Origin of the sequence: Nocardia flavorosea, from assembly GCF_015477805.1 — a bacterium.
GTDB classification, from domain to species: domain Bacteria; phylum Actinomycetota; class Actinomycetes; order Mycobacteriales; family Mycobacteriaceae; genus Nocardia; species Nocardia flavorosea_A.
The window spans coordinates 376,931-400,690 of record NZ_JADLQL010000002.1; the positions used below are offsets into that span (position 1 = coordinate 376,931).

A 23,760-nucleotide genomic window follows, 5' to 3' on the forward strand; every position below is an offset into this window, starting at 1 on the left:
TGACAAACTATGCCCGCGCCCTCCGGCATCGTCCGGTCCCGCTGCTGTGATCAGGCAGGCATCGCGGTGACGGCGAGCATCGCCCTGTTCACGCGCGATCTACGGGTACACGACAATCCGGTGTTGACCGCCGCACATCAGGCGGGCAAACCCGTCATCCCGCTGTTCGTGCTCGACGACGGCATCCTGGCCGGGTTCGCTACACCGAACCGCGTTCGGTTCCTGCTCGCGGCGCTCGCCGAGCTGGACGCCGACCTACGCACCCTCGGGAGTCACCTGGTTGTCCGGCGTGGCGACACGGTGACCGAGACCGCTCGGATCGCCGAGGAGACCGGTGCCCGCGATGTTCATATAGCCGCGGATGTCAGCGGCTATAGCATCCGCCGCGCTGATCGTCTGCATGCGAGGCTTTCCGAGCTCGATTGCGCGCTGCTGATTCACGGCGGCTCGGTGACCGCCATCGAACCGGGGGCCCTGCGGCCATCCAGCGGTGGCGATCATTTCGCCGTTTTCACCCCCTATTTCCGCCGGTGGGCCGAGGCGAACCAGCGCACGCCCCTCAGTGCCCCGCGGCGACTGACCACGCCGCCGGTGACCGGTACCCCGCTACCGGAACCGGCCGATCTATGCCCGGGGCCGAGTTCGCCGCAGCTGGTTGTCGGGGGTTCGACTTCCGGTCGGAAGGTGCTGCACGAGTGGATTTCCGGGCCAATCAACGACTATGCCGAACGCGCGGACCGGCTGGATTTCGACGCCACCTCGCACCTGTCTCCGTACCTGCATTTCGGTTGCCTTTCCACTGTGCAGATACTCGCGGCTGCCGAATCCGCAAGCGAAGGCGGACAAGCATTCGTGCGCCAGCTGGCGTGGCGCGATTTCCATCACCAAGTGCTGGCCGCACGACCGGATGCGGCCCGGTCGGACTACCGCAGCCGGCCGAACAACACCTGGCGTGACGACCCGCAGGCCGTGCGGGCCTGGCAGGCGGGTGAAACCGGATTCCCGGTGGTCGACGCCGGGATGCGGCAACTGCGTGCCCAAGGCTGGATGCCCGGACGTGCCCGGTTGATCGTTGCCGGTTTTCTCACCAAATCCCTGGGTGTGGACTGGCGTATCGGTGCGCGGCACTTCCTGGATTGGCTGGTCGACGCCGACCTGGCCAACAATCAGCTCAACTGGCAGTGGGCAGCGGGCACCGGCACCGACACCCGGCCGACCCGGAAACTCAACCCCCTACGCCAAGCCGACCGCTTCGACCCGGACGGCACCTACGTGCGCCGGTGGCTACCCGAACTGGCCGATCTTCCGGGCAGCGGTATTCACCGGCCGTGGCGCGAGAACATCGACCACGCCACCTACCCGGCACCGATTGTCGAGTGCGCGGGCATGTGACGGTGGCCGACAGCGTTCGCTAGCTGGTGGGCGGCGTCAGAACGCCGTCGATCAGGTAAACGGTGGCATTCGCGGTTTCGACACCGCCACAGACCACAGCCGCCTCGTTGACGGTGAGCTGGTCACCGGATCCGGTCACCGTAACCTCGGATCCTTCGACGGTCGGGTGTGTGCCGACGACGGCGTCAGGTGCCATCCGCCCCTCCACGACGTGGTAGGTAAGGATACTGGTCAGCATCGCCGAATCCGTTTTCAACGTTTCGAGTGTGGCGGGGTCGAGCGCGGCGAAAGCATCGTCCACCGGCGCGAAAACGGTGAATTCACCACTGTTGAGGGTATCGACGAGATTCACCTGCGGGTTGAGCTGACCGGATACCGCAGAGGTGAGTGTGGTCAACAGCGGATTGTTCGACGCGGCTGTCGCCACGGGTTCCTGCGCCATCGAATCGATCGAGCCGGGCCCACTCGGTACTTGCTCCGCGTAATCTGCGCACCCAGCGCCGACCGGCCCGGCCATAGCGCCGTCATCCTGCGCCGGCATCGTGGGCGCGGACGTGGTCATCGCGGGTGAGGGCTCGGCATTGTCCGATTCTTCGGTGTCGGTACATGCCGATCCGGCGATCGCAATCGCCGACAGTGCGGCGATCAGTGCCGCGGGGTGCTTCCGGATCTTCATATCGTGCCTTCCTGTCCAGGGGCTAGATGCCCGTACTTGCCGTCGGCGCATGATCTGGTGCTGCAGGAATGCGGTCAGAGCCCGTAGCTCCGCCATACGTCGTGGGCCACGCAAGAAATTTTCCTGATGCGTCGATTCTGCATCATTTGGCGCGTAGTGTGAAGCCTCACAGAAAGATATTTCAATCGGCCGACGGCGCTGCAGGCGTCGCAATGGCCATGGACAAAATCGGAAACGAGGAGGAGATCGTCATGTTTCATTTCACTGCTGCGCGCTCGCTCGGGTTGCTCGTGAGTGTGGGAACGGCGTCACTGTTTGCGTTGGCCGCCGGCCCGACCGCCAACGCTGCACCGACTGCGTCATGTCCGGCGCCCGGTGCTGCGTCCGTGCAGGCCGGGACCGGTGATGCGTCTTGCTCGGCGACCAGCACCTCCGGCGGTGCGGCGGCCGCCTATGGGATCGATGGCACCGCGGCTGCCGATGCGGCCGCGACGAGCCTGTCGCTGGCCATCGGGCAGAACGGCGGCACGGCGACATCGAGCTCGGAGTTCTTGTCGGGTCCGGCCGCTATCGCGCTGGGGCCGGGCGCGCAAGCAACTACGGTCGGTGTGCGCCCCGGGCTGTCCATCGGCATCGCCGGCCCCGGAGCTGTAGTGACCGTAACCGGGGTATCGACCCCCACCTGCACCGGCGGTCCCGGATTCGCCGGGGACTTCCAAACTTTGCAGGGCTGCGTGTCGCTGCACTGAGAATCATGCTCGGGTAGGAAGCCGACTGCTTGTCGACACCAGGACGGCGAGCGATAGGCACATCGTCCTCTCTGCCAGGGATTTGCGGCCGTTCGCAGTGGTGCGGCTTCAGCAGGTTCGTCGAAAGGTGGTCGAGCGTGGTCGAGGGTGGTGCAGGAGGTGACTCGGTAACCGGGTACACGGTCGGAGCCGTCGCGGCAATGTTGAATATTCCCGTCGCGACACTGCGCAGCTGGAACCAGCGCTACGGCCTGGGCCCCGCACACCACCGCCCAGGCAGGCACCGGCACTACACGCCCGGTGACGTGGCGATCCTGAGTCGGATGGCCGATCTGGTCCGCGCCGGGGCGAGCCCGGCCAAAGCGGCCGAAGCCGCCCGCCTCCAGACGGATTCGCCACCCACGCTGGGAGATGTGGCGCCGGTATCGGCCGCGGCCGAGCAGCTTCGAGTCGCCGAGCTTTTGACCGAGATCACCGCACATCTCACGCATTTCGGTGTGATAACAACATGGCAGCGGTTGTGCAGGCCTGCCTTCGCCGACATCGTGAGCCGCCAGGATCGAGGCATCGACTTGATCGACGTGGAGCATGTTCTGTCCTGGGCGATCACCATCGGCTTGCATCGTGCGGTACCGCCGGTACGCAACGTGGCGGGGCTTACTCCAGTACTGCTGGCTTGCACCGAGGACGAGGGGCACGTACTTCCCCTGGAGGTCCTGCGCGCCGCGCTGGCCGAAGCCGGGATACCGGCCTTGCTACTCGGCGCCGTACCCGATAACGCACTCGCCGATGCGGTAGCCAAACAGCCGCGCAGCCCCGTGGTCGTGCTGTGGTCCCAAACGGATCGGACAGCGATCGCGGACGCAGTTGACACCGGACGCGTACGTGCCCGGCTACTTCTGGCCGGGCCTGGCTGGTCCGCATCCCATACGCTGCCCACCGGCGGGCAGCGTATCGGCACGCTCGAGGAGGCGGTCACCGAGATCGGCCGGCTGGCGCGGACCGATGAGTAGCCATCTCTTCATATAACGATGCGTAAACGATGCAATTTTGGTGGAAAGGTGCCACAATCGGTGAGGTGAACGCACGACAAGCGGCACCCCTATTCCGCACGTCGGACATCGACGGTGACGGTTCCGCATGGATCGAGTCGTGGACTGCGCGAGTCCGGGCGGTGGTGCGCTCCCACGTCGAGAATTTCGTCCGCGCGCGGTGTGCAGAAGAGTTGCAGGCAAACGGGTTCGAATTTCCGAGCCGGGTACTTCTCGATTTCTTATCGGGTGGCAAGTCTGTGCGTCCGACATTCATGTACCTCGGCTGGTTGTGCGGTGCCGACGAATCCGAAGCCGCATTGCGAGCCGCGGCCAGCATCGAGCTGCTCCACGGGTTCGCCTTGCTGCAGGACGACGTGATGGACGAATCCGGCGCGCGCCGGGGACGTCCGACCGCGCACGTGCGGCTGGCACGCTGGCACGAGGAACAGGGTCTGTCCGGATCGCCGGCCCGATTCGGTGAATCCGCGGCAGTGCTGCTGGGTGATCTGTGCCTGGTATGGGCTGAACGCATGCTGCGTGAAAGCGGTGTCGAGGCGGCTGCATTGAGCCGGGTATGGCCGCGTTACGACGCGATGCGCGCCGAACTGGCAGTGGGTCAGCTCGCCGATCTGATCAACGACGCCGCGGGGATGCCGACGCTGGAACAGGTTCTCGATATCGCACGACGCAAATCCGGCAACTATACGGTGCGCAGACCACTGGAGCTCGGCGCCGCGATGGCGGGCTGCGCGGAACCGACCATGGAAGTACTGGGTGAATACGGCGTGCTGATCGGCGAGGCATTCCAGCTGCGCGATGATCTGCTGGGTATCTTCGGTGAGCCCTCGGTCACCGGCAAGCCGGCGAACGCGGACCTGCGGGAACGCAAAGCCACCACGGTCGTCGCATTGGCCGAACATCTGGCCGGGCCGCCCGGCCGCACTCGGCTGCACGACCTGTGGCGGCGCAACACCTTCGATAACAATGCGGTGGAGACGGCCCGGGAGTTGATCGTGGACAGCGGTGCACCTCAGCGCGCCGAGCAGATGATCGCCGAGCGTGTCGAGGGCGCCCGAATACTGCTTTCGCACAGTGTTCTCGACCCGACGGTGACCACTGCGTTGCAGCAGATGGCGATGCTGTGCACCCGACGTAGCACCTGAATCCGCATCATCACGCGAAACAGTCAGACGGCCGAGCACAGGGAGAGAAGGATCCATGCGGACCGTAACCGGGAGTACCGACCATGTCGTCGTGGTAGGCGCCGGTCTTGCCGGGCTCGCCACCGCGCTGCACTTGGCCGGCCGAGGTCGCGCTGTCACGGTGGTCGAACGCGAGCATGTTCCGGGTGGACGGGCAGGGCGGCTCGATGTCGGTGGGTATCGCCTCGATACCGGCCCGTCGGTGCTCACCATGCCCGGGATCGTTGCGGATACGCTCGCGGCGGTAGGGGAGGACCTCGGAGCCCGGCTCGATCTGCAACCCGTGGTTCCGGCCTACCGGGCATGTTTCGCCGACGGCAGCGCACTGGACGTACACAGCGACCGCGACGCCATGGAGCACTCGATCGCCGAATTCGCCGGACCGGGTGAGGTCGCCGGCTATCGAAAACTGCGGGATTGGCTGAGCGCGCTGTATCACGTCGAGTTCGACCGGTTCGTCGCCGCCAATTTCGACTCACCGTTGTCGCTGGTCACCCCAGCGCTGGCCCGGCTGATCGCGTTGGGCGGTTTCCGCCGGCTGGACCGGGTCATCGGCGGGTTTCTGACCGATGCGCGATTGCGCCGGGTATTCACTTTTCAATCCCTGTACGCGGGCGTCTCACCGCAACGGGCCCTGGCCCTGTACGCGGTGATCGCCTATATGGACACCATCGGCGGCGTGTACTTCCCGCGCGGCGGGATGCGCGCCCTGCCCACTGCGCTGGCAGCAGCCGCCACCGACGCCGGCGTGCAGTTCCACTACAGCGAAGCGGTGACCGCCCTGGAACGACGCGGCACCCGCATCAGCGCCGTACACACCGACAAACAGCAGCGCATCACCTGCGACGCGGTGGTACTGGCCACCGAACTGCACACCGCCTACCAGCTGCTACACCGATCACCGCGGCGGCCCGTGCGGGTGCGGCCCGCGCCGTCGGCGGTCGTCGCACATATCGGTGTACCGGCAGGTGCGCCGACCGCGCATCACACACTGCTTTTCGGTGACGCTTGGGAGCAGACGTTCGATGAGCTGATCGGCCAGGGTGTGCCGATGAGTGACCCCTCGCTGCTGGTCACCCGCCCCACCGCGACCGATTCGACCCTCGCCCCGCCAGGTCACGACCTGTTCTCGGTGTTGGCGCCGGTGCCGAACCTCGACCGCGGTGCACACCTGGAGTGGGGGCTCCGCGCCCATGATTACGGTGCGGACCTGGCCGAGGTTGTCGAACGGCGACTGCTGCCGGGATTCTCCGCGGACGCCGAGATCGTGCATCTGGACAGCCCCGAGGACTGGGCTCGCCGAGGCATGCTGGCGGGAACGCCGTTCTCGCTGGCGCACACCTTCAGCCAGACCGGGCCGTTCCGGCCGGCGAACCTCCCGCGCGGCGTACCGAATGCGGTGCTCGCCGGCTGCGGCACGGTACCCGGCGTCGGAGTGCCGACGGCGCTGTTATCGGGACGGCTCGCGGCCGACCGCATCACCGGTGCCGCGGCGGGCCGCGACCACGGGGCGCCGATCGCCGATATCAGTGGGGTGCGGCCGTGATTCGTTCCGAACTCGACGCCGCCGGCATCGGTGAACCGCGACTACGCGACGCCTACCGGCAATGCCGCGACCTCAACTCCACCCATGGGCGCACATTCTTCCTCGCCACCCAACTGCTCGCGCCGGCGCAACGCCCGCCGATCCACGCCCTCTACGGATTCGCCCGGTGGGCCGACGATATCGTCGACCTCCCCGACGGGCACACCACCACACCCGCGGCCCGCTTGGAGGCTCTGGCGCAGCGTCTGTTCGACGGTATCGACAACAGTGTGAGCGCGGATCCGATCGTGGCCGCGGTCGGTGACACCGTCGCACGCTTCGATATCGACCGCGCCTTGTTCGAGGACTTCCTGGCCTCGATGCGGATGGACCTGACGGTGACCGACTACCCGGACCGGGCCGCGCTGGATCGCTACATGCGCGGTTCCGCCGAAGTGATCGGCCTGCAAGTGCTACCGGTGCTCGGCACCATCGGCCCCGCCGAGAACGCGGCACCCTACGCAGCCGCGCTCGGCAAGGCATTTCAGCTCACCAATTTTCTGCGGGACATCGCCGAGGATCTCGACCGCGGCCGGGTATATCTTCCGGCCGACGAATTGGCCGCTTTCGGCGTAGACCGTGACCGGCTGCAATGGTGCCGCGACCAACGGCGCACCGACATCCGGGTGCGCTCGGCGCTGGCGGCCCAACACGCGATCACCCGCGACTGGTACCGAACCGCCCGCACCGGAATCGACCTACTGCATCCGGTGTCACGGCCCTGCGTCACGACAGCGGCCAGGTTGTACGGAGAGATACTGGACCGCATCGAGGCAACCGATTTCGCGGTGTTCTCCCAGCGAGCAACCGTCAGCCGCGCCCGCCGCGCCGCCGTCGCAGGGCCCGCGCTGGCCCGCGCCTTGTGGGCCCGTCGTGGCGGCCGGGCCGACACTCTCACCACGACGATGCCGTCATGAACGGGCGACGCGAGGAGCACGTGGTGCTGCTCGACGACGGCGGCAAACCCGCCGGATCGATGCCGAAAACACTCTTACACCATGCGAATACGCCACTACATCTCGGGTTCTCCTGCTACCTGTTCGATAGGACCGGTCGCCTGCTGGTCACGCGCCGGGCAATGAGCAAACGGACGTGGCCGGGAGTGTGGACGAACTCATGCTGCGGGCATCCGGCACCCGACGAATCAGCAGGCGGCGCCGTACGGCGCCGGGTGCGCGAAGAACTGGCGCTGGGCATCGACACACCGACATGCCTATTGCCGCGGTTCCGGTATGCGGCCACCGCACCTGACGGGACCATGGAGAACGAACTCTGCCCGGTATTCTGCGCCCGCGCCGATGGACCGGCGCAGGCCGACGCCACCGAGGTCATGGACTGGTGCTGGGTGCCGTGGTCCGACTTCGTCGCCGCCGCCGCATTGCGCTGGCCGATCAGCCCGTGGGCAGCCGACCAGGTACCGCAGCTGGCCGCGGCGCCCGGGTTCAGCCGGTGGACGGAAGGAGGCTGAGTGTGGACCGCTGGCAGTACTTGATCGTGATGGGGTTGTGTCTCGCGGTGACCGCACCGCTGGAATTCTTCGGAGACGGGGTCTACCGACGCCCGGCGCGTGTTGCCCGCAGTGTGCTTCCGGTCGCAGGCATACTGCTGGTGTGGGATGCGATCGCGATCGCCGCCGATGTGTGGAGCTACAGTCCGCGTTATCTCACCGGGTGGCTTCTGCCGGGGAATATACCGGTCGAGGAGCTGGTGTTCTTTCTGGTTATCCCGCTGTGCGCGTTGCTCACCTACGGCGCGGTCGAGGCGATCCTGGACCGTGTGCGGCGCCGCCGCGTGAGCTCGAACGCCCAGCAGGAGTCGACATGATAACCGGTATCGGATACACCCTCCCCGCGGTCGTCGCCGCGGCGGCGGTATGCGGGTGGGAACTGGCAGTTCTGCACACCGGCCTGTTCCGGCGGCTCGAATACTGGCTGACCATGACGATCGTGCTGGGCTTCCAGATTCCGGTTGACGGCTGGCTCACCAAACTCGACGCGCCGCTGGTGCTCTACAACGACGCACATTTCACCGGGATCCGGTTTCCGTGGGATATCCCGGTCGAAGACTTCCTGTTCGGTTTCGCGATGGTGACCGCGGTGCTGTTGTGCTGGGAGCGCCGCCGCCGAATAGAACACCGCACCGGCCGGAAGGTAGCGCCGTGAGCGGCGGACGACTCGGCCCGAACGGGCTCCCACGCGATGAGGTGCCGACTACCTTTGATCACGGTGCCGCCGAATACGACCGGCTCGTCGGATTCAACCCCGGCTATCACAAGCACTTACGTCTGTCGGCACAGCGTATGCAGCTACCCGCCGGCGGCGCGGGGCTGCGGCTGCTCGACGCGGGCTGCGGTACCGGCGCCTCTACCGCGGCACTGCTGTCGGTCGCCCCGGACGCCGAGATCGTCGCGGTCGATGCATCGGAACAGATGCTTGCCCGCGCCCGCGCGAAGTCCTGGCCCTCGACAGTGCGGTTCCACCACACCCGCATCGAAGACCTGGACACGACGGGCTCCGGCGGCCGTTTCGACGGGATCTTCGCCGCGTATCTGCTGCGCAACCTCGCCGACCCCGACGCTCAGCTGCGCGCGTTCGCGGCGCTGCTGCGTCCTGGTGCCCCGCTCGCATTGCACGAGTATTCGGTGCGCGGATCACTGCCGGCCCGCCTGGTCTGGAATATCGTGTGCGGCGCAGTGATCATTCCATTGGGCGCGCTGCTCACCGGCGACGCCACCCTGTATCGGCACCTGCGTCGCAGCGTGACCGCGTTCGACAGCGTGCCCCAGCTCCGGGCACGGCTGCATGTAAACGGCTTCACCGGGATCCGGGCGGCCACCGTGCCCGGTTGGCAGCACGGCATCGTGCACACCCTCACCGCGACCGTGCCGCGGCCCGGCTCCGAATCAGGAAGGACACCGTAATGCGTGCCGACTTCGGCCGCGACCGCCGCGTCGTACACCATCGCGCCCCACAGGCCCGCAAGAGCAGACGCCTCGACCACCGCCCACGCGTCGTGATCGTCGGCGCCGGTATCGCCGGGCTCACCGCGGCCACAGGACTCGCCGAACGAGGCATCGCGGTGGAAATCATCGAACGCCGAGCGCACCTCGGCGGCCGGGTCGGCGGCTGGACCGACAACCTGCCCGACGGCACACCCATCACGGTCAACCGTGGATTTCACGCCTTCTTCCGCCAGTACTACAACCTGCGCGCACTGCTACGCCGCACCGATCCACGACTGCACCGACTGCGGGCGATCGACGACTACCCCCTCGTCGACGGGCACGGACGGCACGACACCTTCCGACGCCTGCCCCACACTCCACCATGGAACGCCCTCGCATTCGCCGCCCGCAGCCCCACCTTCCCGCTACACGACCTGCGCCGCATCGACGCGCGCGCCGCGGCGCCGCTGGCGGCGGTGTCCGTGCCGGGCATCTACGACCAGCTCGACCACCTCGATGCCGAAACCTTTCTGCAGCAAATCAACTTCCCCGCGACCGCGCGCCATCTCGCCTTCGATGTGTTCTCCCGCAGCTTCTTCGCCCCACCCACCCAGCTCTCGGCTGCCGAGCTGGCGACCATGTTCCACATCTACTTCCTCGGCTCCAGCGAAGGCCTGCTGTTCGACGTCCCCACCTCGAACTACGACACCGCCCTGTGGTCGCCGCTGCACGACTACCTCAGCTCACACGACGTCCGGATTCGCACCCGCGCCACGGTCACCACCGTAGAAACCGGTGGCGACCGCGCCTTCCGGGTGCGCGAGCAAGACGGCCGCGCCAGCGCCGCGGACGCCGTCGTACTCGCCACCGACGTCACCGGACTCCGGGCCATCGTCGAACAATCACCCCAACTCGGCGACCGCGCATGGCGGGAATCGATCGGGCAGTTACGCAGCGCGCCACCGTTTCTGGTGTACCGGATCTGGCTGAACAAGCCGGTCGCACCGTATCGCCCGGCCTTCCTGGCCACCGGCGGCCTCGCCCCGCTCGACAACGTCAGCGTGGTCAACCACTACGAACACCAAGCCCGCACATGGGCCGACCGCCACGGCGGCGCCGTACTGGAACTCCACGCCTACGCCCTACCCCAGCTGCGCACACCGGACCAAGAACACGATATCCGCGCTCGGCTACGCGCCCGGTTGCACGACCTGTACCCGGAAACCGCCGACGCCCAGATCCTCGGCGAACACCTGCAATGGAACCAGGACTGTCCACTGTTCGGCGTGGGCGACCACGCGCACCGTCCCACTGTCTGCACACCACACGACGGGCTCGTGCTGGCCGGCGACGGCATCCGCATCGACCTTCCCGTAGCGTTGATGGAACGCGCAGCCACCACGGGATGGGCGGCGGCGAATGCTTTGCTCACCGAATGGGGGCTACCCGGCCACGACCTGTATACCGTGCCGACCAGCGGTCGCAACGCCCTGCTGCGCCGACTCGCTACCCGCTACGCAGCGGCAACCAACCCTGCCGAGGACCTGCGATGAACAACCTCCTGTTTCGGCGATGGCCCGATCGATGGCCACTGCAACCCCTCGACCCCGGGGAGTGGATCGACCAGCAACCCACCTATCACGCCGCGAAACCCGTCCTCATCGCCGCCATACTCCGACGCGCACAGCAACGCCCGTCCGGGAACTGGTACGTCTTCGCCGCCAGCCGAGACATTCGTACCGACCGCCCGTTCGGATTCACCGTCGCCGGGGTCGAACTCGTGGCATGGCGCGACCGACGCCAACGACTCGCCGTAGGTCCGGGAGCGTGCCCGCACATGGGCGCACCGATGGCGCAGGCACACATCGACTGCGGTGCCCTCGTATGCCGATGGCACGGGCTGCGGCTGGACAGCAGCGGGGTGCCCGGCTGGACACCACTACCGTGCCACGATGATGGCGTCCTGGTGTGGGTCCGCCTCGACCATATCGGCGGTGTCAGCCCGCTCGGGACACCTGTTCTCGGCGCCCGCCCGCCCGCGCATCGCGCCATCGCCGCAGTCGCGACCCTCAGCGGAGTGTGCGAACCGGCCGATGTCGTCGCCAACCGACTCGACCCCTGGCACGGCGCCTGGTTCCATCCGTACTCGTTCACTCACCTCGAAGTACTCGAATCTCCGCCGCTTCACCGTGACTCAACCGGTTTCGACGACCGGTTTCTGGTGGCGGTCACTTTCCGGGTCGGCCGCCGGCTCGGCGTTCCCGTCACCGCCGAGTTCACCAGTCCGGAACCCCGGACCGTCACGATGCGTATCATCGACGGCGAAGGAGTGGGCAGCGTTGTCGAAACCCACGCCACACCACTCGGTCCCGGTCCCGACGGACTGCCACGCACTGCTGTGATCGAAGCAGTCATCGCCGACTCCACCCGCCCCGGCTTCGCCCGCGCCCGCCGCCTCACCCGCCTTCTACGTCCGATAATGGCGCACACCGCGGCCCGGCTCTGGGACGACGACCTCGCCTACGCCGAACGCCGCTACCACCAGCGCACACAAGAACCGCGACCGCTCGACCGCACCAAACGGCCAACCGCAGCGCTCAGCAAGGACCGGTCGCACAAGGCCGAATAGTAATGCCCTCTGCGGTAAGGAGAGCCGACTATGAGCACCGTGATCGAAACCGTGGACGTGGATGTTCCTGTCGACGACAGCATCCCGAGGAGCGGATTGCCTGAAAGTCCGATGAGGGGCCGCAGCACGCCGGAGTAATCACCTTCCACCGGCTCGACAATTCGTGCGTGGTTCAGCTCGCTCACGGGTTCACGATCCATTCACCAAATTGTGCGGCAGCCCCGCGTCGATATTGTCTATGGCCACGATGGGAATCCTTGTTATTCGGCATCGGCCAGTGGGATGGGGTTGGCGGTGAGGTCAGCGAGTGCCTCGGCGATTGTGTCCAGTGGTGTTGCAGCGACGAGGTCGCGGCGTAGCCGGTGCGCTGCGGTGCGATAACTCGGGTCGGCCAGGATCCGATCGACCGCGCAGTGAATGGCCGCGGGTGTCGGATAGGTTGTGCCGAGGTCGATCCCGGTGTGGGTGTAGGCGACCCGAGCTGCGACTTCGGCCTTATCCGCGGTCTCTCCGGCGACGATGAGAGGTATGCCGTAGCGCAGGGCGTGTTGCACGCCGCCGTATCCACCGTTGGTGATCATGAGGTCCACGGTGGGTAGCAGTTGCTCGTAGGGCACATAGTCGGTGAGGTACACGTTGTCCGGGATCGGGAGGCTCAGTGTGTGGGTCGGGCCGCCGCCGGTGGTGGCGATGACAAGACAGTCGTTGCGATCGGACAACGCGCGCAGGGTGGGTCCGATCAGCTGGCCGAGATCGGTGTTGTCCCAGGTTCCTTGGGTGACATGGATGATCGTTCGAGCGCTGCGCAGCTGATCCGACCAGGGTGCGGCAACGGGTTCGTCGGGTGCGTCCGGGAAGACCGGGCCGGTGAATGTGACGGTCTCGGGCAGGTCGCCGCGGGGGTATTCGAAGGCGGGCACGGTCAGCTGCAGTACTCGGTCGGCCAGTCGCGGCCAGTCGGTGAGGAACACCGGCGATCGGCGGACGCCGACCTGGCGCAGGGCGCGATTGAGTCGCCGTTGTGTGGCGGCGAACAGAATGTGATGCACGACCCAGTTCATGGTGGTGTGGTCCCTCGATGGCCGCGGTGGCCATCCCATTCCGAACGGTGGGGTCTCGGTACTCGATAAGGTCAGCGGGCCGACGCCACACACCAGGATCGGGGGGCGGGAGGGCCCCGCGAGCAGGTGTGCGAGTGTGCCGGTCAAGGCTATATCGACCAGGACAGCGTCTGCCTGCTCGCGGCGCAGGGCTGTATGCAGTGCCTCGGTTTGCGCCGCCAGTGGTGCGATGAATATCGACCGCAGTTCGGCGCGTCCACGCAGGTAGCGGCGGATGAGAGGCGGAAGCCTGCTCGGGTGCGCCGAGGGTGGCGGTTGGATGTGCGCGTCGGGTGGCAGCAGCGCGAACTGCATTCCGGCCCGGCGGACCTGATCGCGGTAGCCGCAACCGGTCATTATGCACACATCGTGGCCACGGCGATGTAGGTCGGCGCCGATACGGAGCATCGGCATGACATGTCCGGCGATCGTGCTGGCGGCCAGCATATAGCGAGCCAAAGCTCCTCCAAATAGTTGAACGCTCAACTAGGCGATGACGGGGTGTCGGAAAGGCCGCGTTCGGCAGTTCCGGTGATGTTGCGGACCATGCCGCCGAACACCGCATTGTGAAACGGTGTGATCGCCTTCCAATAGAGGTGCCCGGCAAGCCCGTGCGGTTGAAAGATGGCGCGTTGGCGGTAACAGGAGCCCCCGTCGGGACCGGGTTCGACGCCCAGCTCCAGCCATGCCAGTCCGGGCAGCTGCATCTCGGCGCGAAGCCGCAGCAACCGAGGCCGGTCGATGTGTTCGACCCGCCACCAGTCCAACGCTTCACCGGCGTGTAGACGATGCGGATGTTTACGGCCCCGACGCAACCCGACCCCGCCGGCGACCCGGTCGACCCACCCACGTGCTGACCAGGCGAGCGGAAACGAGTACCAGCCATTTTCGCCACCGATGGATTCGACCACCGCCCACAAAGTGTCGGGATCGGCGTCGGTGTGGAGTTCGCGCAGGTCCTCATAGAGGGAACCGCCCGACCAGGCCGGATCGGTGGGCAGCGGATCAGAAGGCGCGCCGTAGGTGCTCGCGTCGGACCAGCGGGTCGGCACCTCGGCGTGCCGAATCCGGGTCAACGCCAGTTCCACGGCACGCTCGTAACGGGTCAGGCCCTCGGTGGGTTCGGGGATGTGAGAGGAGATGTCGTGTTCGCCGCAGACGACTTCGTGGACGAGCGATTCGATGAGAGGCACTGCCAAGGCGCGCGGAACCGGGGTCACCAGGTTGACCCATTGCGCCGATAGCCATGGGGTGAGGACCGGGACCGGCAGGACCACGCGACGAGTCAATCCGGCAACAGCGGCGTATTTGCGCATCATGGTCAAATAGGTCAGGACGTCGGGACCGCCGATATCGAACGCGCGATTGACCTCCACGGGTAACGCGGCAGCACGCACCAGGTAGTACAGGACATCTCGGATGGCGATCGGCTGGATCCGGTTGTGCACCCATCGGGGGGTGACCATGGCGGGAAGACGTTCGGACAGGTAGCGCAGCATCTCGAAACTGGCCGAGCCGGATCCGATGATCACCGCCGCCCGCAACTCCACCGTGGGGACACCGGATTGTCTAAGGATCTCTCCTACCTCGGCGCGGGAGGCGAGGTGCCGCGAGAGGGTGGTGTGTTGCGGAACGATGCCGCCGAGATAGACGATGCGCCGAACTCCGGCTGAGCTCGCCGCGGCGGCCACGACGCGCGCGGCCTCCCGGTCGACATCGGAAAAGTCGCTACGAGTCAGCGAATGCACCAGGTAGTAGACGACCTCTTGGTCGGCGACCGACGCACGCACCTCGTCGTCCACGGTGACATCGCCACGGACCACCTCGACCCGATCCCGCCAGGGGACCTCCGCCAATTTGGCCGGCGTCCGGGCCACCACCCGGACCTGATGACCTGCCTCGATCAGCTCGGGCACCACACGGCCACCGATATACCCGGTCGCCCCGAATACCACACAACGCATCCGCAATCAGCCCCTTTCCCTCGCGTGGACGCCGAGATCGGTCAGCACAGCAGTCGCCGCCCGGCGCCCGACACCAACACCCCTGAATCGAGCTGGTATCGCGGTGATCGCCACACACATAACGCCCGGAACCCAGCCGGACAGCCCGACACAGTCGATGACCCGGTCGCATCACCGGCAATGCCCGAGTAATCGTATAGCTGGCAAGCAATCGCCAACCAGCTGTGTCGATGCCGTAGAGCTGGGCGAGCCGACGCCGCACGACCGGTTCGAGTGCGTCATCGGCGCGCCCGGGAACCGATGCGGCGATCGAGCCCTGTCCGGGGGGCGCGTACTGCTCCGCGACAACGCTGAGGTCGACGGTGTTGAGCAAGAGGTCGCTGTGTCCATCAACAAGCAGCGTGGGCGAGCGCAGAGGTGAGCGCGGCGCAGCGTAGCAGAAGGTGGTGACAGCGTGCCAGCTCGGTGAGTCGACCTCGGGCAACAGTCGCGCGGCCGTGCTGCCGTCGGTGGCGACGACCCCCGCGCGTGCGGAGATCATTTCACCTCCGAGTAGACGAACCCGGGTACCCTCGATTGCGCACGCCTCGGCGGCCGTACGGATCGTTGCATCGGCGAGGTTGCCGGCCAGCTGCTGCGGCGGAGCCTGCATACCCTCGGCAACAGAGCGCGTGGGTATTTGCGTGCCAGGGCGACCGGGCCCAGCCCGACCCTCAACGCAAGCGCTGCCAGCGCCGCGACGGCGACAAGGCGGTGCCCGAACAGGTCCGCTGCTCCGGCGAACGCGGCCCGACCGTGCCAGGGACCGCACACCACCACATCCAAACCGTGACGATGCAGATGTATCGCAGCGGCCAGACCCGCCAGCCCCGCACCCACCACCACAATATCGATCGGCATCTCCGCATCCCTCTGACTCGAAGCGCTCACACGCGTACCGTGCCTGGCCATGCTCGATGCATAAATGATTCACTATTTCGCTCGATTGTGCAGCCCAGGGCATCGAATCGCGCCTCGGGGCGGCGTTTGCATGGTTCAGCGGCCCGGCAGGACGGAACTTGCCGTAAAATCACCGTGGACGACTGATCCCGGCACGATCGCGTGAGCATTACCTCGGGAATCGAAGCACTGACTACACTGGCCTGAACCCGCCATGATTTAGGCGACACTCGGTGCGGCTGGTCTCAGCGCTCAACGATCCTTGTCAGCGGTCAGGTGGAAATCCCACTGCGGCCACCTGAAAAGGAGCTATCACCGTTGCGGCGCGACCGTACACCACGAGCGTGGCACGTCGAGCGCGCCGCGCCGACCAACCCCGCCAACGCGGGGGCGCAGTCCCCCCGACTGACATATACGGTCGCCATCCACCGACACAGATTGTCGTATTGCCGTATTGTTCACTGACATTCCCGTGTCGCCTCGCACCCCGGACCGGAAATCTCCGCCTCCATTTCTATGTCGATCAAGCACTCGGTCGGACATCCAATAATCGGCATTACCGAGAGTTCGAGCGTGTCCTTCCTCGCAAACCAACTGAGACGAGATACTCCCCCGCATGCCGCCCCGTGCAACCGAACCCGTCGAGCCACACCTCGCCGACCGCCGGCCTCGACGGACAAACGGACCAGAAGCAGACTTCGAAATCATCCTTGCCGAGGGAGCCGAGTCAGAGACACTCACACGACTTCAGGCCAACACCTTCCGCACGATCGCACGATGGCAAGCGGTACAGCAAGACAGCAGCACCACCCACCTATAACTCATAATCAGCTTCGACCACCAACCGCCCACCAGAAAACCGCAGGTCGTCCCCGTTCCCATGTTCGACGTGCCCCGCCGAGGGCACCACCGGAAAAAGCAGCTTGACCGCTGCTCATAGCCGTTGAACATCACAGCAAGCAGCGGTCTAGCTTGCTTCAGTGACACTCGTTGACACAACTTCCCCCAAAGTCTTCGCGGCCTCCCGCAACGCTTCCGCCTGCGAATGGGTGTAGATCCTCGCTGTAACGCTGACATCGGCATGCCCCAGCCATGCAGCGATCACCGCGAGCGGCACGTTCCGAAGGTGCATCGTGGTCCCGCAGGTGTGACGAGCATCATGCAGTCGAATGTGCCGAACGCCAGCCTTCTTGACCGCCTTCGCCCACTTGTGGGTCAGCATGTCCGGGTGGTACGGCGTACCGTCTTTTTTGCAGGCGACATACCCGCCATCCTGATACGCCTTGCCGAGCTGAATCTTGTCCGCAGCCTGACGCCGCCGGGCGCGACGCAGAACCTCCACCATCTCGTCATCCATCGGAAGTTCCCGAGTACCAGCTTCCGTCTTCGGATCATCTTCGACCGCCTCCCCTCCGGCCGACGACCTACTGATGTGCACGACAGCGATCGATCCGGGACGATTCCCCGTTCCGGCGCGGTCCGCTGGACCGGCTCGCCGACGTCGAACTCCTCACCGCCGACTGGACCGGCTGGTACAACCAGTCCCGGATCATGCACCGACTCGGCCGCCGACCACCGACCGAACACGAAGCCGACTACTATGCACTCCACGCCGAGCAACCGGCTGGAGACAGATAAACCGGTGCGCATCAAACCCGGGGTGGTTCATCTTGTGCGAAATCGCCCGATGACACGCGGCCCACCAAGACGGCGGCACCACCCACGCATAGCCCAGATCCAGTCACCAGCCGACCAATCGTCGCGACCGAAGCCCGCGGCATGCGATCTACGCACCCTGGCCGCCGCCGATGACTGTAGGACCTCGCCGGGGTGCGACGGGACCACAAGCTCGTGCAGAGCGCCCCAGCGTCCGTATTTTACGGCCTCATCAGCGGCTTCGCCGGTGCCGGCCTCGGAGCCACGCGCCGATTTCGGTTCCCGCCCTGTCATCTCGGATCGAGCGGTGCCGTGCCGTATTCGTTGCGGCGCCGGCCACCGGGGTGATGAGCCGGAGGGTCAGAGTCGCGCCGACACCGATGACATCGACAGTACGCGCGGGCATATGCCGGTATCCCTCGAGCCGAGTCCGCAGCCCGCCGCTGATCATGCCCCGCGGTGCGGTGGTCCACTCGTCCCGGCGAAAGGCCACGCGACGAACCGGGCCGAACCCGGGTCGCAGAACCGGCAACAGACCCGCGAGTTCCGTGACGAGGTCACGACTGTGCGGCCACCAGAAGCCATCGGCATTTCCGATGCCGGCGGGATCCACTTCGAGCCGCACCTGCCAGGCGGGCCAGTCCTGCCGATAAGTCTTGATCTGGTTCGATCGTGACGTCATTTCTGTACTCCTGTTCGTCCGCGGTCAGGCCGACTGCGGTGATTAGGTTCGGGAACCGATGGTTGTCCGAGCGTCGAATCGACCGACTGAAGTGAGTGCCGAGTCGCCTTTTTCCTACAACGGTTCCCGCGTCAGGCGCCGGGCCTGTTGCTGAGTGGAGATCAGTGCCAGCGTCGACTCCGCGCCCTGGTTTTCATTGCGGCCGGTGGCTTCCAGCCCGTTGGAACAGCCGAAGCTGTCCGGATCGAGCAGGGGGACGCCGATATCGTTGCTGCCGCGGAACCAGGCTTCGCACAGCATGACCGCATCCTTCCAGTGCCGGTCGCCGGTCGCGTCGTAGGCGCAGGCGTCGGCCAGGCACGCGACTTCGACAGGCTGCTGATCGAAACCCGGCCGGGGTTCCCCGATCGCCCAGCCGTCGACCGGGGGCACGGAAAGGCGATCACCGGCTGTCTCGGTCGCGAGCAGCCAGCGCAGCATCGCCAATCCATTGGCCAGGATGCGTTCCTTGCCGGGTATCGAGCCGACAGCGAGCAACGCCTCGGCCAGCACGGCGTTGGCGTAGGAGATGGTTTGCGTACTCATGGGCAGGTACTCACCTCGCTTTTCGCTGACGGTGATCTGCCGCCACGGGGCTTCGACGCGGTAATCGGCCGGCTGCGGGCTCGAACCTGCACATTATTTACCTTTCTTCGTAGTCCGATATAGACCACCGAGATCGTCAGCGCTGCAGGGCCGTTCGGCCCCGTCGAGGTGCCGGGGCTCACGGTGACGAGTTCCGGGAGTCGCCGGCACAGCTGTTGGGCGCGGCGCCATCGCGTGCAGTGTCGAGCGCAAGCTTCGTCGGCGGACCGATCCCGCGGGTGCGCTGCACTGAGCGTCATCGGGCCCGGATTCATGGCATCCGTTGAACTTTCGCTCCAAGGCCGTTTCGGGTGCGCGTCGGCGGGGGTCAGCGGTCGGCGGCGGCGCCCATCGCTGCGTGGTTGGTGACGGGTCGGGGTTGGTGATTCTGGTTCGCCGTTTGCGGTGCTGGAATTCGGGTGGGTGCACCGGTCGCTGTGGGCGCCGGGTCGGTCTCGGTGCTCGGGTGGACGACCTGCAGCACGATCACGCTGCTGGTTCCGTACACGTACATCGTGTCGAACAGCTCGAATGGGTACGGGTCGAGTTGTATGGCGCGGTCGACCATGAGTAGGTGCCGGCCGGTGGCGTCCCAAGCGGTTGGGTCGTAGACCACACGCGATATCGGCCCTGTCCGTAGCTGGAGTGCGGTGATCAGGTCGGGGAGCTCGGTGGCGAGGTTGCTCGTTCGTGGCCGCCAGGTGGCGTCGATGTAGTCGCCGGGGTTCGAATGGAGATGCAATCGAGGGTTCGGGGCCGCCCGCGGTGGTGTGGAAGGTGTGGATATCGGTAACGGCGTCATGAGACGCTCCCGTCATGGCCGGGTGGGAGGCCGGATTGCCGGATCCGGTGACGACGCAACCTCGGCTGGTCAGCGCACGTGATACCGCCGGATACTGTCGAGCCTACGCCCATGGGCGGCCCGCCCGGCGGTAACACCGGGAAGCGGTCCGGTTCGAGTGCGCACATCAGTGGTGTGGGTTGTTACGCGCCTGCTCACCGGTGCGGTGGTCGGTGGTCCATACCGGTTGCAGCATGTGCCAGTCGGCCGGGTGCGCGGCGATACCGGCGGCGAACCGGTCGGCCAGGGCTTGGGTGGTGGGCTGCACACCACCGGTGGTGTCGATCGGCGCGCCGACATGGAAACCCCAGCCGTCGATGGTGAACCAGCAGTGCACCGGCAGCAGAGGTGCACCGGTGTCGATCGCCAGCCGGGCCGGACCCGACGGCATACAGGCCGGTTCACCGAAGAAGGTGACCGGTACCCCCGCACCGGTCAAATCACGTTCACCGAGCAACCCCACTATCCGCCCCTGCCGCAGCCGCGCGGTCAGCTGCTCGAACGGTGGTGCCGTGCCACCGGTGAGCGGGATGATCTCGAAACCCAGGCTTTCCCGGAACCGGACGAAGCGGTGGAACAGCGATTCCGGCTGCAGCCGTTCGGCGACGACGGTCGGTGTGCCGATCCGCCGGACCAGCCACACTCCTGCCAGGTCCCAGTTGCCGCTGTGCGGTAGCGCCAGCACAACCCCGCCGCCGCGCTTCACCGCGTCGTGGATGTGTTCGAGCCCGGTGGCCGCCGAGTCGATGATCTCGGCCAGCCGGACCGGATCCATCGACGGCAGCCGGAACGCTTCACACCAGTAGCGTGCATAGGAGCGCAGGCTCGCGCGCACGAGCTCGTCGGGCACCTGCTCCGGGGTCGTGGAAAGTACCCGGGCCAGGTTACGTCGCAGCTGAACCGGCCCACCATCGCGGGCCGCGTGCTCGCCGGCCATCTCGAACAGTCGCATCGACGCCCGCTGCGGCAAGGCGCGAACCAGCTGCCAGCCGGCCGCGTACCCGAGATCCCAGGCTCGGTCCTTTATGGTCATTGGTCACCGTCGGCCGATAACGTCATAGTCCTAGTTTGCCGCGGCCGCCGGGATGCGTGCAGCAACCGGCCATGTTCGCAAAAGCGCGTGTCCTGTTCAGCGTGGGGCGGTGGTCGTGCCGGTGGCCTGATGGCCTCCGAATGGGTGCCGCCATGTGTGAGGGCTGTCGGCAGTTGTCGTGACCGTACGGATATCGTCCGGCCCTGCGATGGGCTCGCGGGTTCGCTTCAGTTCACGACGGGCGAGGCGGCCGCGGCGTGAGGTCCGTCGTGCACCGGCGAGCAGCACGCCGAGCCCGGCCGCGGCGACGCGCCGACAATGATGCCGTAGAGGAACAATGTCCCGGTCGATCCGGTGACGTGGTATCCGAACACGGAGAAGTTATCGGTCAGCATGTGAGCGCTCCCGGCGTTGCCGAGCACCCCAGCCACCGCGACGATCACCGCGGCGAGCAGAACGACGAGCCCAAAGATGATGATCATGACGCCTCCCAAGCCTGGAGTAGTGCGTACCTCCCCCAGTCAACGCCGGGTTCATGCACGGTGTCCAGGCCCGACGGGCCGATACGCACGGAGTGTTTCCTGCGATGCTTCGAACGTCGGCACGGGCGTAGGCCGCTATCGGCCCGGTGTCCGCCGCACGGACACCGGGTAGGATTGGGAAATGCCGGGGGATTTTCGTACGAGACTACCCGTGGCCTCGTCGTCACCCGGCCGATGAACAGGGCCCGCCACGCGGACCCGGTCAGGAGCGTCGTGATGACGCCACAACACGAGCCGATCCTACTGGACCGCTCTGCACGCTTTTCCCTCCGTGACCGACTACCTGTATCACGCCGGTTACCGACACCACGCCGCTCCCGTCCCGGGGTGGTCGGCGGGGCCTGGTGGCCCCACACGAACAACTTGGTCGCCGAAATAGCCGATCTGCAGACGCTACTGGGCAGCCGAGCCGGCACCGTCGACCGCATCATGTACAACCTGGACACCTGGCAGCCGGCCCCGAGGCACACGATGCTCGGCGGGCAGTCGGTTCGCCTGGACGGGTACCGGCACCTGCCTGCCCACACACTCTGTGTCCTGGGCCTCGACCGCACCCGCCTCGTCCTCCTGGTTATCCCGGCGGCCACCGCCACCGACACCGCGCAGGCGTTGCTGTCGGCTGCATCCCGGCCGGACAACGAACTCACCGCCGGCGAACTCGTGGCCGCCGACACCCGGCACCGTCTCGAACGCAACCAGAACGCCGCCGCGTTGTACCGCTGGGACGACGAGGGCGGACACCTCGCACAGCTGAACCCGGCAGACCGGCGCAGTTCATTCCTGTGATCCCCGACCCTTACTGGAGGCCGGATATGACAAAGAACCCACCGTCGAACAGCGGCGACGCTGCCGCAGACCGCGGCCTGGGACGATTCCAGGCCGCTGCCGGTGGAGGGCAACCGTTCGACACACCGACCCGCACACCGCGGCTACTGCTGCGCGACCGGGACGAGGAATCCGGCGGCGTCGACGGTGTCTGGTGGCCCAGGACCGACAACCTCACCACCGAACTGCACGACCTGGTCACCACCCTCACCCCACGACTGGGCGCGACAGCCCGCATCAGCTTCGACTGGAATTCGCTGAGTCTGTCCCAACGCCGCATCGACGCCCCCGACGGAATACAGGTCACCGGGCCGCTCCCAGACCAGCCGCCCCACGTGATGTATGCCTTCGGCCCCCACGAACAGCGCCTCCGCTTACTGGTGATCGACCCCGCCACCAACGCAGACCTCGCCGACGCGCAGATGCGCAACGCCATCAGCGCCACTACAGATCGGCCGCAATCCTGACCCGGCGCATGGCCACCTCCTCAGACGGAAGTGATCCCGACCACCCGGTACCGCCACATCGACACTGGGCGGGCCAGTGAGTCGTCAAAGTCGACACTGGGATCGGTAGGGGGTCGCCGTCGGCCGACCACAACATGTGCATGGCCTTGAAAGTTCGCCCAGGATGCGCGACAGCCTGCCCCGATATAGCGCGATCCCCTGCTTCAACTTGAAATAAAGAGCAAATACTCTCCAACTCTCTTGGTGGAGCCAAGAAGCCTCGAAGCCCTGACCCCTACTCAGCAGTTCGGGTATCTCATAATCACCTCTCGGCCAACCTACAGTTGGTAGTCAGCTTCGATTTTCAACTGACCGCGCGAAAATCGCAGGTCGTCCCCGTTCCCATGTTCGACGTGCCCCGCCGAGGGCACAGACATCTGTGCAGGTCAAGCGGGCTTCTTCTCGGAGCCTCCCTGTCCGGCCACTCCCCCAGTCCGCAGCCAGTCCGCAGCGTGCCAACCGCGCAGCTTTGGCGGCAGCAACGAACCAATCCCGCCGCATATTCCGTACCCGCAGGACCGCCCCCTGTGACGTGGTGAAGACGTCCGCGTCATCACTTCGGCCGGCACTCTGCCCGGTCAACCGGCTGTGGTCCGGTCGCAGGAAGTTCGACACCGATCCGACCTGCGCGAATAGATTGCCGAACAAATTTCATGGCGACATCCGTACGTGGGGACTGAGCTGGTTGCGAGTCCCAGCCTCCTCATGGCCCGATTGTCTGACCTCACTCGGCCGAGTCAAGGGAAAGAGCGCCCTTGACACGACCTCCCTCAGCTCAGGATGGCCGGTATGAGGAAGCAAGGGAAGGGAAGTCACCCGGAGATGCCCCAGCTCGAC

At 66.2% G+C, this 23,760-nt stretch carries 23 protein-coding genes and 3 pseudogenes; 16 read left to right on the forward strand and 10 right to left on the reverse strand.

The features are described from left to right. The first annotated feature begins 9 nt into the window (after positions 1-9). Positions 10-1,392 (forward strand): cryptochrome/photolyase family protein, encoded by a 1,383-nt coding sequence (locus IU448_RS10555; protein ID WP_228812592.1) that lies wholly within the window; start codon positions 10-12, stop codon positions 1,390-1,392. Positions 1,393-1,411: 19 nt separating this feature from the next. Here IU448_RS10555 and IU448_RS10560 read toward each other — a convergent pair whose 3' ends face one another. Beyond that, positions 1,412-2,068: a fasciclin domain-containing protein gene (locus tag IU448_RS10560; protein WP_195055408.1), complete on the reverse strand. Its 657-nt coding sequence runs from the start codon at positions 2,066-2,068 to the stop codon at positions 1,412-1,414. Positions 2,069-2,319: 251 nt separating this feature from the next. Between IU448_RS10560 and IU448_RS10565 the strand changes: the two genes are divergently transcribed. The 12 genes and pseudogenes from IU448_RS10565 to IU448_RS29555 all read left to right on the forward strand — a co-directional run. After that, positions 2,320-2,817: a DUF6764 family protein gene (locus IU448_RS10565; RefSeq protein WP_195056211.1), complete on the forward strand. Its 498-nt coding sequence runs from the start codon at positions 2,320-2,322 to the stop codon at positions 2,815-2,817. 137 nt (positions 2,818-2,954) lie between these two features. Next, the gene (locus IU448_RS10570; RefSeq protein WP_280458009.1) at positions 2,955-3,830 is read left to right on the forward strand and encodes a MerR family transcriptional regulator; all 876 of its coding nucleotides are present in this window, start codon (positions 2,955-2,957) and stop codon (positions 3,828-3,830) included. 29 nt (positions 3,831-3,859) lie between these two features. Continuing rightward, positions 3,860-5,014 carry a polyprenyl synthetase family protein gene (locus IU448_RS10575; RefSeq protein WP_195055410.1) on the forward strand — a complete coding sequence of 385 codons (1,155 nt, stop codon included), beginning with the start codon at positions 3,860-3,862 and terminating at the stop codon, positions 5,012-5,014. Between the two features lie 55 nt (positions 5,015-5,069). Continuing rightward, the gene (gene crtI, locus IU448_RS10580; protein ID WP_195055411.1) at positions 5,070-6,599 is read left to right on the forward strand and encodes a phytoene desaturase family protein; all 1,530 of its coding nucleotides are present in this window, start codon (positions 5,070-5,072) and stop codon (positions 6,597-6,599) included. Then, positions 6,596-7,555 carry a phytoene/squalene synthase family protein gene (locus IU448_RS10585; RefSeq protein WP_195055412.1) on the forward strand — a complete coding sequence of 320 codons (960 nt, stop codon included), beginning with the start codon at positions 6,596-6,598 and terminating at the stop codon, positions 7,553-7,555. Before crtI ends, IU448_RS10585 begins: the two co-directional genes overlap by 4 nt. After that, the gene (gene idi / locus IU448_RS10590; protein ID WP_195055413.1) at positions 7,552-8,106 is read left to right on the forward strand and encodes an isopentenyl-diphosphate Delta-isomerase; all 555 of its coding nucleotides are present in this window, start codon (positions 7,552-7,554) and stop codon (positions 8,104-8,106) included. The genes IU448_RS10585 and idi overlap by 4 nt, the downstream gene beginning before the upstream one ends. A gap of 2 nt (positions 8,107-8,108) precedes the next feature. Then, entirely contained in the window at positions 8,109-8,462 is a 354-nt protein-coding gene (locus IU448_RS10595; RefSeq protein WP_195055414.1) for a lycopene cyclase domain-containing protein, read from the forward strand. Further along, positions 8,462-8,800 carry a lycopene cyclase domain-containing protein gene (locus IU448_RS10600; protein ID WP_280458028.1) on the forward strand — a complete coding sequence of 113 codons (339 nt, stop codon included), beginning with the start codon at positions 8,462-8,464 and terminating at the stop codon, positions 8,798-8,800. The genes IU448_RS10595 and IU448_RS10600 overlap by 1 nt, the downstream gene beginning before the upstream one ends. Next, positions 8,797-9,558, forward strand: coding sequence for a class I SAM-dependent methyltransferase (locus tag IU448_RS10605; protein ID WP_195055416.1), 762 nt, complete (start codon positions 8,797-8,799; stop codon positions 9,556-9,558). Before IU448_RS10600 ends, IU448_RS10605 begins: the two co-directional genes overlap by 4 nt. Next, positions 9,558-11,135, forward strand: a complete 1,578-nt coding sequence (locus IU448_RS10610) for an NAD(P)/FAD-dependent oxidoreductase (protein ID WP_195055417.1) — start codon at positions 9,558-9,560, stop codon at positions 11,133-11,135. The genes IU448_RS10605 and IU448_RS10610 overlap by 1 nt, the downstream gene beginning before the upstream one ends. Continuing rightward, a complete protein-coding gene (locus IU448_RS10615) occupies positions 11,132-12,211 on the forward strand; it encodes a DUF5914 domain-containing protein (protein WP_195055418.1) in 1,080 nt (359 codons plus the stop codon). The genes IU448_RS10610 and IU448_RS10615 overlap by 4 nt, the downstream gene beginning before the upstream one ends. A gap of 77 nt (positions 12,212-12,288) precedes the next feature. Continuing rightward, a pseudogene (locus IU448_RS29555) lies at positions 12,289-12,375 on the forward strand (cyclase); the annotation flags it as partial. 96 nt (positions 12,376-12,471) lie between these two features. Here IU448_RS29555 and IU448_RS10620 read toward each other — a convergent pair. From IU448_RS10620 to IU448_RS10635, 4 genes are all read right to left on the reverse strand, one after another. After that, positions 12,472-13,770: a nucleotide disphospho-sugar-binding domain-containing protein gene (locus tag IU448_RS10620; RefSeq protein WP_195055419.1), complete on the reverse strand. Its 1,299-nt coding sequence runs from the start codon at positions 13,768-13,770 to the stop codon at positions 12,472-12,474. A 23-nt stretch (positions 13,771-13,793) separates the two neighbouring features. Beyond that, on the reverse strand, positions 13,794-15,275 hold the full coding sequence (locus IU448_RS10625; protein WP_195055420.1) for an SDR family oxidoreductase: 1,482 nt from the start codon (positions 15,273-15,275) through the stop codon (positions 13,794-13,796). 537 nt (positions 15,276-15,812) lie between these two features. Continuing rightward, positions 15,813-16,226: an FAD-binding protein gene (locus IU448_RS29710; RefSeq protein WP_416382980.1), complete on the reverse strand. Its 414-nt coding sequence runs from the start codon at positions 16,224-16,226 to the stop codon at positions 15,813-15,815. A 955-nt stretch (positions 16,227-17,181) separates the two neighbouring features. Continuing rightward, on the reverse strand, positions 17,182-17,652 hold the full coding sequence (locus tag IU448_RS10635) for a site-specific integrase (RefSeq protein WP_324188563.1): 471 nt from the start codon (positions 17,650-17,652) through the stop codon (positions 17,182-17,184). Between the two features lie 14 nt (positions 17,653-17,666). Here IU448_RS10635 and IU448_RS28840 point away from each other — a divergent pair. Then, a pseudogene (locus tag IU448_RS28840) lies at positions 17,667-17,852 on the forward strand (IS3 family transposase); the annotation flags it as partial. A 250-nt stretch (positions 17,853-18,102) separates the two neighbouring features. On the opposite strand, the gene IU448_RS10640 reads toward IU448_RS28840, so the two are convergent. The 5 genes and pseudogenes from IU448_RS10640 to IU448_RS10660 form a co-directional block, all read right to left on the reverse strand. Next, positions 18,103-18,552 (reverse strand): DUF5994 family protein, encoded by a 450-nt coding sequence (locus IU448_RS10640; RefSeq protein WP_195055422.1) that lies wholly within the window; start codon positions 18,550-18,552, stop codon positions 18,103-18,105. Positions 18,553-18,666: 114 nt separating this feature from the next. Continuing rightward, entirely contained in the window at positions 18,667-19,137 is a 471-nt protein-coding gene (locus tag IU448_RS10645) for a hypothetical protein (protein WP_195055423.1), read from the reverse strand. A gap of 367 nt (positions 19,138-19,504) precedes the next feature. Continuing rightward, a complete protein-coding gene (locus tag IU448_RS10650) occupies positions 19,505-19,918 on the reverse strand; it encodes a DUF5994 family protein (RefSeq protein ID WP_130919048.1) in 414 nt (137 codons plus the stop codon). Positions 19,919-20,144: 226 nt separating this feature from the next. Continuing rightward, positions 20,145-21,050, reverse strand: a complete 906-nt coding sequence (locus tag IU448_RS10655; protein WP_195055424.1) for a phosphatidylinositol mannoside acyltransferase — start codon at positions 21,048-21,050, stop codon at positions 20,145-20,147. A 96-nt stretch (positions 21,051-21,146) separates the two neighbouring features. Then, a pseudogene (locus IU448_RS10660) lies at positions 21,147-21,532 on the reverse strand (hypothetical protein). A gap of 276 nt (positions 21,533-21,808) precedes the next feature. Between IU448_RS10660 and IU448_RS10665 the strand changes: the two are divergent. Both IU448_RS10665 and IU448_RS10670 read left to right on the forward strand, forming a co-directional pair. Next, positions 21,809-22,378 carry a DUF5994 family protein gene (locus IU448_RS10665; RefSeq protein WP_228812594.1) on the forward strand — a complete coding sequence of 190 codons (570 nt, stop codon included), beginning with the start codon at positions 21,809-21,811 and terminating at the stop codon, positions 22,376-22,378. Between the two features lie 26 nt (positions 22,379-22,404). After that, positions 22,405-22,884 (forward strand): DUF5994 family protein, encoded by a 480-nt coding sequence (locus IU448_RS10670; RefSeq protein ID WP_195055426.1) that lies wholly within the window; start codon positions 22,405-22,407, stop codon positions 22,882-22,884. Positions 22,885-23,760: the final 876 nt, after the last annotated feature.

Bases quoted from the DNA above. Each gene is read 5' to 3' on its own strand.
- IU448_RS10555 (WP_228812592.1), top strand. From the start codon at position 10: ATGCCCGCGCCCTCCGGCATCGTCCGGTCCCGCTGCTGTGATCAGGCA.
- IU448_RS10560 (WP_195055408.1), bottom strand. From the start codon at position 2,068: ATGAAGATCCGGAAGCACCCCGCGGCACTGATCGCCGCACTGTCGGCG.
- IU448_RS10565 (WP_195056211.1), top strand. From the start codon at position 2,320: ATGTTTCATTTCACTGCTGCGCGCTCGCTCGGGTTGCTCGTGAGTGTG.
- IU448_RS10575 (WP_195055410.1), top strand. From the start codon at position 3,860: ATGCAATTTTGGTGGAAAGGTGCCACAATCGGTGAGGTGAACGCACGA.
- crtI (WP_195055411.1), top strand. From the start codon at position 5,070: ATGCGGACCGTAACCGGGAGTACCGACCATGTCGTCGTGGTAGGCGCC.
- idi (WP_195055413.1), top strand. From the start codon at position 7,552: ATGAACGGGCGACGCGAGGAGCACGTGGTGCTGCTCGACGACGGCGGC.
- IU448_RS10610 (WP_195055417.1), top strand. From the start codon at position 9,558: ATGCGTGCCGACTTCGGCCGCGACCGCCGCGTCGTACACCATCGCGCC.
- IU448_RS10615 (WP_195055418.1), top strand. From the start codon at position 11,132: ATGAACAACCTCCTGTTTCGGCGATGGCCCGATCGATGGCCACTGCAA.
- IU448_RS10625 (WP_195055420.1), bottom strand. From the start codon at position 15,275: ATGCGTTGTGTGGTATTCGGGGCGACCGGGTATATCGGTGGCCGTGTG.
- IU448_RS29710 (WP_416382980.1), bottom strand. From the start codon at position 16,226: ATGGCCAGGCACGGTACGCGTGTGAGCGCTTCGAGTCAGAGGGATGCG.
- IU448_RS10640 (WP_195055422.1), bottom strand. From the start codon at position 18,552: ATGACGTCACGATCGAACCAGATCAAGACTTATCGGCAGGACTGGCCC.
- IU448_RS10645 (WP_195055423.1), bottom strand. From the start codon at position 19,137: ATGAGTACGCAAACCATCTCCTACGCCAACGCCGTGCTGGCCGAGGCG.
- IU448_RS10655 (WP_195055424.1), bottom strand. From the start codon at position 21,050: ATGACCATAAAGGACCGAGCCTGGGATCTCGGGTACGCGGCCGGCTGG.
- IU448_RS10665 (WP_228812594.1), top strand. From the start codon at position 21,809: ATGACGCCACAACACGAGCCGATCCTACTGGACCGCTCTGCACGCTTT.
- IU448_RS10670 (WP_195055426.1), top strand. From the start codon at position 22,405: ATGACAAAGAACCCACCGTCGAACAGCGGCGACGCTGCCGCAGACCGC.